We start from the raw sequence: 12,057 nt of genomic DNA, 5'->3' as shown, positions 1-12,057 counted from the left end.
AACGCAACACGCGTGACAAAGCTTGCCCCGTGATGTCGCAGACTGTTCGCGGAATGGTCGCACACGGCTGAGTTACGGGACGGCACCACCAGTCGGTAGTTGATGACGCACCGAACCTGAAGCGGCAATCGTCGCCGGTGCGTGAATCGAGAATGGGGGGCGCACTCGCAGCTCGCAGTGTCTGTATGTGTCGCGTGTCCATGAATGCGTTGTCGGGTCGCCGATCGAGGTTGAACGCAACCAGTCAACACGGGCCGTTCGCAAGGGCCCTCGCGCAGTTTACCATGAGTTTATCTGACGCTAACATGCGGGCCGTACCGGAGTCGCAGCGGGGCGCGAATCGACGAGGCCGCGCCGGCTGGTCCGGGTCGTGTCCGTTTTAAGATCGGGAAGCAGAACAAGCAGTACAGACCGTTAACCCCAATTCAGTGTCATGGCGAGAGGAGGTGTTGCGGACGAAGAGTCAGCCTTTGAACGCTCACTCCAATTCAGTAGTCAGTCAACCAATCACTCACAGGTCCTGTGGAGGTGAGGTTTAAAGGAAAGTTGAGATAATGAGGCACGCAGCGAATGCTTGGCACAGTAATCAGGGGGACTTGCTAACGCGTGTGTTCCTCGTGCGAACGTGCCTATCGACGAGGAACTCGAGACAGCAACTTAGAAGTCTGTTAAGGAGATTCATAATGAAGCGAATTGGAATGACCATTTGCCTGGCAGCTTGTTTGGTCTTCCTCCTGAGCGCCCCGGCCCTTGCGCTGAACGCTGCGTCTGGTGAGAACAAAGCCGTGGGTGCTGCGACGACGGGGATAACCGCCGGTGTTTTCTTCGAGAACGATGTTGAGCTCTCGGCTGCGGTGTTTCCGCTCGAACTGCGAACGAGCACTAACGGCGCTTACATCGCCGTGGCTCCGTCATTTACGGTCACGGTTCAGGGCCGACTTGTCGGCAGCGTGCTGACGGCCGCAGGCGGAGGTTTCCAGACAGTCAACTACCAGAACACGCCAGGCGCACAAGTCTGTTCGGGTCCGACATCCAGCACGTATGCGGGTTTCAGCGGTGCTCCGAACTCGGATGGCATCAGCCCGGATGGGTACCTGTTCAGCGGCGTTGCCGGCGGGGTGACCTTTTTCCCGATCGGATCTGACGGCGGGACGCCTTCCCTGCTGTTCACCTTCGACGGCAACGGCCTCGTCGGTGACTTCGTGATCGACACCGCCTGCTTTGCGCCCGGAAGCCACCTGAACTACGCCAACAACGTTGGCGCTCCGGTCGCGGTGTCTTGGACCGCGGGGACCATCACCCTGTTGGCCGATCTGTGCCCGACAGAGCCGACCTTTACCGACGCCGTCATCAATGTGACGGTTGGGCAGCAAGCCCAGAACCAGGCCAGTTCCAGCGACCCGGATAACACCGGTGGTCTGGGGTTCTGCGAAGTCGGGAACGGTATCGGTGACGTCAGTGCGAGCGGCCTGTGGACCTACACGGCGGACTGTGCCGATGTCGGTCAACATCAAGTGACAGTCGGCGTCGGCGACAACGCCAACGCTTGTCCTTGCGACCAGGCCTCGTTTACGGTCAACGTAAACGCGACCCCGTTGGTTGTCAGTTGCACCGACGAGACGGTTCACTGGAATCCGGGCACCGCGTCGAAAGACGTTGAGAACTCGGTTTCCGGCGGCTGCGATCCGTACAGCTACGTGCTGCTGACGCCTGAGGGATCGCTCACCGGTTCGGTTTGGGATTACGACGGTGATTGCGGCGACGCATTCACGGTCCAAATCGAAGTGACGGATGACGCCGGTCAGGTCGAGATTTGCGAGTTCGACTACACGGCGACCAACACCGCTCCGAGCTGTGAGAACCTTGCTCCGACACTCACCCCGCAGGGGGCACCGGTTGTGATTCCCTTTGCGGCCAGTGATGCCGATGGCGATGCTCTCACCTACAGCAAGACCAGCGGTCCGGCATGGGCCGACTTCAACGGCAACAACCTTGAAGCGACTCGTCCCGGCGGCGAGACCAATGCCGAAACAGTCGAGTACTGGTTGTCGGACGGCTGCGACTCGGTATTGTGCTCGCATGACCTCATCTTCGAGAACCCCTGCATTTCGGTTCAGGATGAGGCCGGCAACGCGTACACCGAGGTGCTCAACGGCATGAACGCCACGATTTGCATCGTGGCCGAGCATGGCGCAGTGCCCGATGACGCGGGCGGTTTCGATCTGCTGGTCTGCTACGATCAGAGCGCACTGTCCTTCCTGGGTGCGTCGCAGCCCTCGCTGGCTGACGGCGGTCCGGGTTGGGAGTACTTCACGTGGCGTACAGGCATGTTCGGTGGTAATTGCGGCGGCGGCTGCCCGGATGGATTCATCCGTCTGGTCGGCATTGCCGACATGAACAATGGTGTCGCGCTGGATCCCCTGCTGTTCAACCTCGATGGCGACATCCTGGCGTGTCTGACGTTCTTCGTGACGGCGGACCGCAATTTCATCAACACCTGCCCGCACGTCGGGTTCTGCTCGTATGACTGCGGAGACAACACCATCTCCAGCAGGTCGGGCGATACGCTCTGGGTGCCGCGCTTTGACGGCGGCGTCGCGTTCGGCCCCAACTACGAGTGCCCGGAAGATCCGAAGTATGAATTCGTCCGCGAGATTTCGTTCTGCGGCGGCGCGATTTGCATCATCGAGCCCCCGGACGATCGCGGCGATCTGAACCTCAACGGTATCGCCAACGAGATCGGCGACGCGGTCCTCTATGCCAGATACTTCATCTATGGCGGCACGGTCTGGAATCCCGACGCCACATTGGCGCAGGTCCAGATTCTGGCCTCCGACATCAATGATGACGGCATCGTGCTCACCGTGGCCGACCTGATCTACCTCATTCGCATTCTGACCGGTGACGAACAGCCGTTCCCGGCCCAGCCGAAACTCTCGCCGTATGCCAACTCTCTGGACGTCATCACCGACCGTGTCAACAACGCGGTCACCGTCCGGACCGTCGGCAGTGTCGAGCTCGGCGGCGCCGTGTTCGTCTATCGCTATGCCGGTCTTGAGGTTGGCGAACCCGAACTCACCAGCGGCGAAGGCATGACGATCCGTTCCGCGGCCCGCAATGGCGAGCTGCGAATCCTCGTCGCGCCCGATCCGGAAAACCCGACCCACCTGGTCGCGGGCGCGCACAACCTCGTGCGCATCCCGGTCAGCGGTGACGGTTCGATGGAGTTGGTGGAAGTCCAGGCCTCGGATAGAAGCGGCGCGCTGTTGAGCGTCAATTCGGCCAGCGTGCTCCGTCCAACGGAGTACTCGCTGCACCAGAACTATCCGAACCCGTTCAACGCCGGTACAGTGATCAAAGTCGACCTGAAAGAACAGAGCGACTGGTCGCTGACCATTTACAACGTCGCCGGTCAGTCGGTCCGCTCATTCAGCGGCGCCAATGACATCGGCGTCTCTGTAACGTGGGACGGCACGGACGAAAGCCATTCGCCGGTTGCCAGCGGTATGTACTTCTATCGCTTGAGTGCCGGTGAGTTCACGGCTACAAAGAAGATGGTCCTGTTGAAGTAACAGGCATCGACGCCCACCCCGGGGGGTGCGATCCCCCCGGGGACGGGTTAACCGGAAACGAAGCGACGACCCCCAACAGGGGACCCAAGGTGAAAGGAGGCAGAGCGAAACCAGAGAGCGAACGAGTGAAGTAGACGTTCAATACGGAACTGACATAGGACACTGACTGTGATCTCGGCTGCCACACCTGTCAACGCGCGATGCGACAAGAAGCCGGGGTTTTTTGTGGATGGACGTAAGGGAGACAGAGAGCAGTGACCATGGAGGAAACCATGAATCGCATCACACTTGCCGTAGGGATTGCGGCAGCTCTGCTGTGCGCGACGTCAGCTTGGGCCGCGAATTCGGTCGTTGTAGAGCCAAGAACAGTGTCGCCTGGAGCGACAGATATCTCTGTGGGGATTTATTTCTCAAATGATATTGACGTTGAGAGCATTGAAGCACCCTTCGAGATCAGAACACTGACGGGGGGATCGTATTGGACATCGTATGCAGGCTATACTGTCCAATCCCGTCTCTCTAGCTCATTTCAGTTTTACGTAGTTAACACGCGGCCTACACCGGCTGTCCAGTCCTGTAGTGGCCCAGTATCGAGCACATGGACAGGCAATAGTGCCCCTGACTATATTAGCCCCGACGGTGCTCGCTTGTTGGCCGCCATTGGGTGCATGACTGCTGGCTCCGATGGATCCCCAGGTGCCGGCACACCGTCGCTCGTCTTAACATTTGATGTCAATTGTGCCCCGGGGACGTTTGAGATCGACACATGCTGTTTCACGCCCGGGCAACATCTTCGCTATTACCAATGCGGAACTGCGACACCATACACTCCCAGTTTTACTAAGAGTGTCATAACAATAGACCCGGCGGCGGACGTTTGCGTTTGTAACGACCGCCCCGCTGACGTCAATTGCGACGGAGTCGTAAACGTGTTTGATGTTACTATCGTGGTCGACGTCGCGTTCCGGAGTGCGCCGGAACCCGACCCATGCTGCGCTGATGGGCCATAATGATTTATATGAGCATTTGACGTTCTGTGTCGACGGGAGGTGGCGATACCTCCTCCCCGAGCACAGTGAGTCGAGACCCCTTCGCAAAGAGACACGACGAAAGGAGCCCAACTCGGACGCGCGAGTCACCCGTCAGGCCCCACCCCCACAAACCGGGCGCTGACATGCAGGTTGAGACGGACTTTGACCTCGCTTACCTCGCTGCAAATGATCTGACCCCACCGTGATCGGTGCCGCGACCGTGCCCCTGCCCCAGGCGGGCGGGCACTATGTTTGCGGCCAGACAAAGCGGAAGACATGTCGCCACGAGCCGGACACGCTCGGTGCGGCATGTCGCCGATTGTCGAAAGAGATTGTCCGCCAACGGCCTGACGCTGGTATCCCATCGGATTGGGACAACGAGTCAGACTACGGCGGCCGCGCCGGAGCCGATCCGGCGAAGCACCGATCAGGGAATGTATGCAGGACTTTTCACATCATCGCGGCACGATCGATTGGGGCCACTACGTCGCCCGCCGATCGCCTCATGCCAAACACCGGGGAAAGAATCGCAGTCCGATGAAGGGGTCAGGAATATGAAGCCAACTCAGGTCAATCACGGGCGTTTGGACGGCCATCGTTACGCGGGCCTTACGGCCCTGGCGGCGTTATCGGCGCTGGCGGCGCTGTTGCTGTCTCCGGCCGATGCCGAAGGACAGACGCCGTCGACACTCGACACGCTGCGGATCGTCAATATCGCGAATGTCTCGCCAGGCGATACGTTTGACATTGAGATCTATCTCCGACACGTAGACACTATCGGAGCGTTCAATCTCAGATTCTCTTTCGACTCAACACGAATAGAGCCGTTATATGCCCCTGAGGGTCCGCCAGATCTTGACTGGACGCGGCTGCTCGGCCCGACAACAGAGGAGATAGCGGGGGAGGCCCAACCCCCTTACTTCGGATTTGGCGTCACAAGGCCTGCTGACGGCTCGATCGTCCTGGGCTCATTCCTGCTGTATCCGAACCCGAATGGCAATCCGAGTATGGTAGTGCCGCCGAGCGCCGGCGTGGCCTACCGCATACGGTGGGAAGTAAAGTCTACGGCACCGCTTGGCACCACATCGCTTACATTCGTGAATGACCCGGTTTTTCCAAGCTCTTTCAATACCATTGCGTCTGCCAATGGGTTCTTCTTTAAGCGCCCTGTCCTCACAAACGGGGTCGTCGTCATCGGTGAGCCTGATGATGACACCACAGATACGCCGGTGAATGATCCGCCCGTCATTCCAGCGCTGGCGTCGCCGCTTTCGGTCAACCAGGGAGATCTGCTCACGTTTGCGGTCACGGCAACGGACCCGGACGGTGACAGTCTTACGCTGACGGCTTCCAATCTGCCGACTGGTGCGCAATTCACACCGAACAATCCGATAGGCGGACGCATACAGGTCGCGGGAACATTCCGCTGGACTCCGACCTTCGCGCAAACCGGCTCATACGTGGTCAGTTTTCAGGCGATCGACTCGGCTGGGCTGTCGAGCACCATCCGCAATGTGACAATCGATGTGATTGAAGTGCCGACCGACTTGTTGTTTACCACCTCGGTGTCTGGGCAGGATCCGCAGGGAGGGATTCCGGGCGCCCCGGATGTCGTCGTCCCCATCGATTTGCAGTCGATTCAGTCGAACTACGGCGTGCAGTTTGATTTTGTCTACGACCCCACGGTCTTCATCGTCACGCAATTGCAATCGACCGACCGATTACCGGGGTTCAGCATATACGACAACGTGGGCGAGACGCCGGGACGGCTGCGGGTCATAGCATTCTCGCTGACGGGCGATCCGATTGCGGCCGGATCGTCGCCGGTGATCTTCAATGTCATCGGCGACATTGCACCGGGAGCGCTGCCCGGCGCGTATGACATTGTCTTCGAAAACTCCTGGGAATCGATCAATCCCGATCCCAACGTGGCGTCGGTCCCGTTGACGACGACCGACGGCCAGATTTTCGTCGATAATCTCGGTGATGCCAACGTCGACACGCGCGTCGACGTCGGCGACGTCGTGGCGGTCGTCGGGTATATCCTCGGCGATTTCACCTTCAACACGCGGCAGTTCCGCGCCGGCGACGTCATTGACAACGACACGCTCGACGTGTTCGATTTGGTGGAGATCATCAATCTGATCTTCGGCGTGCCTCTGGGCGCGCCGCAGTCGCTGGCGACGGGCGCCCCGGCAACGGTCGACTTCGTGTATGTCCCCGATCAGCGTTCTTACATCCTGAGTGCCGATTCGCCGACCGACATCGCGGGCGCGCAGTTTGAGATCGTCTACGACCCGAGCGCCGTGTCACTCGGCATGCCGTTGCGGCTCGACGGCTCAAACGGAGTCGATTTCCAGTACCGCAATCGCCCCGACGGCCGGATGGTCGGATTGTTTACCTACGATCCGCGCACCGATGTCATGCTCCAGCCGGGACGCCGCGAGCTGCTGCGCATCCCGTTGCTCTATGCGGCCTCGGATGAGTCGCCGGTGCAACTACGCGAAATCAAGCTCTCCGACCCGTACGCGCAGCCGATCGAGGTGGCGGGATTCGGCGGCGTGCCGCGCAGCTTCATCCTCGATCAGAACTACCCGAATCCGTTCAACGCCGGAACGACGATCGGTCTCCGCATCGACGGCGCCGGCGTCAACGGGCGCATCGACACGCGGCTTGAGATTTACAACGTTCTCGGACAGAAAGTGCGCACGCTCTTCAGCGGTGAGCTTTCGCCGGGACGGCATGTCATGGAATGGGACGGCCGGGATGATTCGGACCGCGCCGCGGCCAGCGGGCTGTACTTCTACCGGCTTGTTTCCGGAAAACAGTCCGAAACACGGAAGATGGTGCTGTTGAAGTAGGACCCTAATCCCGACGATGAAACGGCGATACATGAAGAAACCAACCGCGGCATTCCTCATTACGGTGGCGATGTCCGCCCTGACGGGCTGGACGGATGCCGCCGCGCAGGGATCGATCACGCCGATCTTTTCCCTCTCCAACACGCAGCAGAGCACCACGTCAGCGACGCTGCAAAACAGCGACGTGGTCATCACGGCCGCGAATCTTCAAAACGGGCAGCAATACCTGATCCTCTACTCGGCGGCATACGGGGGCAGCGGCGGGGCCACCGTGCCGGAAGTCGTGGTCGGCTACGGCGGCACAACGATCGCCGCCGGGTCCGATGAGGGCTCCTCCAACGGCACGCCCGAGGCAATGCGCGACGGCTCGCTGCACGGCTACTACATTTTGACAGGCGACGGCGTCTCCGACCTGCGTATCCAATGGCGCACGACAAACGGGGGCACCGCCTACATTACCGGAAAATCGCTGATCGCCATCCCGCTGGCGTTTCTGGGCCAGAACGACGACTACTGGTTCGCCCAGCAAAACGGCGATGCCGCGGAAGTCTCGACCACCGCCGCGTTTACCGACCTCATTTCGACGACGGTAAACCTGCCGCAGGCCGGCGATTATCTCGTCCTCGTCAGCGCCGAAGGATGGACGCCAGCGGGCAGCTCCGGCAACGGCGAAGCATTTCGCACGGTCATCAACAGCGTGACTCAAAAAGCAGCGATGACCAAGGAGTGGGAAGACAATAATGCCCGCCGGTCGTTCTCATACGCGCGCATTCACTCCCTGGCCGGCGGCAATAACACGATCACGGTGCAGGGCGGATCGGGGCAGGGCACAGCGTCCAAATCGTTCCGGCGCGGACGGATCGTGGTCATTCGCGCTTCGTCCTTCGACCAGCTCACGTCGACGAGCAATAACAGCGACGTAACCACGACGGCGAATCATCCGACATTCGACAACTTCATCACGCATGCCTATACGCCCAATCAGCAGGAGTACGTCGTCGTTCTCGGCAATACCTGGGGATTTCAGGGCACCAACCTCCGCAGCATTATCGCACGTCTGCAGAATCAAACCGACGCCGTCACGTTCTCCGATTTTATTTCCGACGACGCAAAAGACATCACGTTCGACCGTGCAATGCTCTCTGTCTTCGGAACCGAGCAGATTTCGACGACGAAAACTTATGCCCTGCAGGTATCCGGCGAGTCGGCGTACTCCACGGCGCACCATTTCCAGTATGGCGACCTGATCGTCTGGAGCATGACGACGGCCAGCGACGCCCCGGTCCTCAGCTTTATCGGGCCACAAATCGTCGATATCAATGACACATTGAGTTTCACGGCCACCGCGACGGATCCCAACGGCACCACACCGTTGCTGTCGGCGGAGAATCTCCCGGCCAATGCGACGTTTTTCGATAATGCAGACGGCACCGGCGACTTCGACTTTAGTCCGGTTGCCGGCCAGCAGGGCGTCTACAATGTAACCTTCATCGCGTCCGATGGCGCGCTGGCCGACACGGAGATCGTCGAAATCACCGTCACGGTGCCGGGGCAGTTCACGCCGGTCGCGCGCGTCGGGGCCTGGACGAGTGGGCTGACCCACACCGCCGGAGCCGGCTCCGATCGCCTGCTGGTTTTCGCGTTCGGATATGAAAACGACGGCGAGCGTCCGGTCACCGGTGTCACCTATGGTGGCGTCGCGATGACGCCCGCGGTGACGCGCGTCAGCGGCACAACGGGATTCGTGGCGCATGCGTCGCTCTGGTATTTGGACGAAGCCGGAATCGTCGCAGCAACCGACAATACATTCAATGTCACAGTCGGCGGAACGGCCGTGGCATACGATCCGGCCTATGCCGCCGCGACATTCGAGAATGTCGAACAGACCGTGCCGATTGTCGATGCGGACAGCAACTCGACCACCGGCAGCACGCCCAATCCATTGACGATCCCGTTGTCGGTCATCGACGGCGCCATGTCGATCGGCGCGTTCGACGCGGGAAATACCGGCTCGTACACATGGAACAACGGCTGGACTGAGGGCGCCGATATCAGCGCCACCAGCAGCACGATGTCGACCGGCGAGAACGCCGAGACAGCCGATGGGACATCGACTGCCAGCGCAACCCACTCCGGGCCGAATCGTCAAAGCGCCGTGGCGATTGCGCTGCGTCCCGCGCCCTCCCCCAACCAGGCGCCGGTGGTGTCGGACATCCCGGATCAAACCATTGCCGAGGGCTCTTCATTCGCGACGATCAATCTCGACGACTACGTCAGCGATATTGACAATCTCGATTCAGAGATCAACTGGACCTACTCCGGCAATATCGAGCTGCTCGTTGATATCACCGCCCGTGTGGCGACGATCACGACCCCGAGTGCGGAGTGGAACGGCTCGGAGACGATTACGTTCACGGCGACCGATCCGACGCTGCTGTCAGATTCCGACCCCGCCACCTTCACAGTCACAGGCGTCAATGATGCTCCGGTCGTGGGGGATATACCCAGCCAGACGATAGTCGAGGGTGGCAGCTTCGCGACACTCAATCTTGATGACTATGTCAGCGACATTGACAATCTCGATTCAGAGATCAACTGGACATACTCCGGCAACACCGAGTTGACGGTCGATATCGCGGCCCGCGTGGCGACGATCACGACCCCGACAGCGGACTGGAACGGTTCCGAGACGATCACGTTCACAGCGACCGATCCGGGCCTGCTGAACGATTCCGATCCGGCGACGTTTACGGTCACGGCAGTGAATGATGCGCCAGTGGTTGTGGACATCCCGAATCAGACCGTGGCTGAGGGATCGGCCTTCACCACGATCACGCTTGACGACTATGTCAGTGACGTGGACAATCTGGACAGCGAGATCAGTTGGACCCACGCGGGCAACACTGAGTTGACGGTCGATATCACCGCCCGTGTGGCGACGATCACGATCCCGGATATCGAGTGGAGCGGCTCGGAGACGATCACGTTCACGGCGACCGATCCGGGCCTGCTGTTTGACTCCGACCCGGCGACGTTCACGGTGACCGCGGTCAATGATGCTCCGGTCGTATCCGACATTCCGAATCAAACCGTACCTGAGGGCTCGACTTTCACCACGATCACGCTCGATGACTATGTGAGTGACGTGGATAACCTCGATTCAGAGATCAGTTGGACCTACGCGGGCAACACCGAATTGCTCGTTGACATCACCGCCCGTGTGGTGACGATTACGACCCCGACACCGGACTGGAACGGCTCGGAGACGATCACGTTTACGGCGACCGATCCGGGTCTGTTGAACGATTTCGACCCCGCCACCTTCACGGTCACAGGTGTTAATGATGCTCCGGTCGTATCCGACATTCCGAATCAATCCGTAGCTGAGGGATCGGCCTTCACGACGATTACGCTCGATGACTATGTGAGTGACGTGGATAATCTCGATTCAGAGATCGGTTGGACCTACGCGGGCAACATCGAACTGACAGTCAGTATCGTCAGCCGTGTGGCGACGATCACGATTCCGGACATCGAGTGGAACGGCTCGGAGACGATCACGTTCACGGCGACCGATCCGGGCCTGCTGTTTGACTCCGACCCGGCGACGTTCACGGTGACCGCGGTCAATGATGCGCCGGTGGTATCGGACATCCCCGGCGAGACGATTGTCGAGGGTGGCAGCTTCGCGACAATCAATCTTGATGACTATGCCAGCGACATTGACAACCTGGACAGTGAGATCAACTGGACATACTCCGGCAACACCGAGTTGACAGTCAGTATCGTCAACCGTGTGGCGACGATCACGATCCCGAGTGTGGACTGGAACGGCTCGGAGACGATCACGTTTACGGCGACCGATCCGGGCCTGCTGAACGATTCCGATCCGGCGACGTTCACGGTGACCGCGGTCAACGATGCGCCGGTGGTTGCGGACATCCCGAATCAAACCATTGTCGAGGGCTCTTCATTCACGACGATCAATCTCGACGACTACGTCAGCGATATTGACAATCTCGATTCAGAGATCAACTGGACATACTCCGGCAACACCGAGCTGCTCGTTGACATCACGGCCCGTGTGGCGACGATCACGACACCCAATCCGGACTGGAACGGTTCGGAGACGATCACGTTCACGGCGACCGATCCCGGCCTGCTGTTTGACTCCGACCCGGCGACGTTCACGGTAACTGCCGTCAACGATGCGCCGGTCGTGTCCGACATTCCGAATCAAACCATTGCCGAGGGTTCTTCATTCACGACGATCACACTCGACGACTATGTCAGCGACGTGGACAATCTGGACAGTGATATCAGTTGGACATACGCGGGCAACACCGAGTTGACGGTCGATATCACGGCACGTGTGGCGACGATCACGATTCCGGACATCGAGTGGAGCGGTTCGGAGACGATCACGTTCACGGCGACCGATCCGGACCTGCTGTTTGACTCCGACCCGGCGACGTTCACGGTGACCGCGGTCAACGATGCGCCGGTGGTATCGGACATCCCCGGCGAGACGATTGTCGAGGGTGGCAGCTTCGCGACGATCAATCTCGACGACTACGTCAGCGATATTGACAA

3 protein-coding genes are annotated in these 12,057 nt (G+C 59.7%); all 3 read left to right on the top strand.

What is annotated here, in order from left to right:
- Window positions 1-683: 683 nt before the first annotated feature.
- Window positions 684-3,572 carry a T9SS type A sorting domain-containing protein gene (locus tag VGB22_07645; protein ID HEX9751137.1) on the top strand — a complete coding sequence of 963 codons (2,889 nt, stop codon included), beginning with the start codon at window positions 684-686 and terminating at the stop codon, window positions 3,570-3,572.
- A 1,585-nt stretch (window positions 3,573-5,157) separates the two neighbouring features.
- Window positions 5,158-7,464 (top strand): cohesin domain-containing protein, encoded by a 2,307-nt coding sequence (locus VGB22_07640; protein ID HEX9751136.1) that lies wholly within the window; start codon window positions 5,158-5,160, stop codon window positions 7,462-7,464.
- A 31-nt stretch (window positions 7,465-7,495) separates the two neighbouring features.
- Window positions 7,496-12,057, top strand: a 4,562-nt coding sequence (locus VGB22_07635) for an Ig-like domain-containing protein (protein ID HEX9751135.1), incomplete at its 3' end; no start/stop codon positions are given.

Source organism: Candidatus Zixiibacteriota bacterium, from assembly GCA_036397555.1.
Taxonomy (GTDB): Bacteria; Zixibacteria; MSB-5A5; order WJJR01; family WJJR01; genus DATKYL01.
Note: the sequence above shows the minus strand (reverse complement) of the source record. Positions and strands in the feature narration are given on the sequence as shown.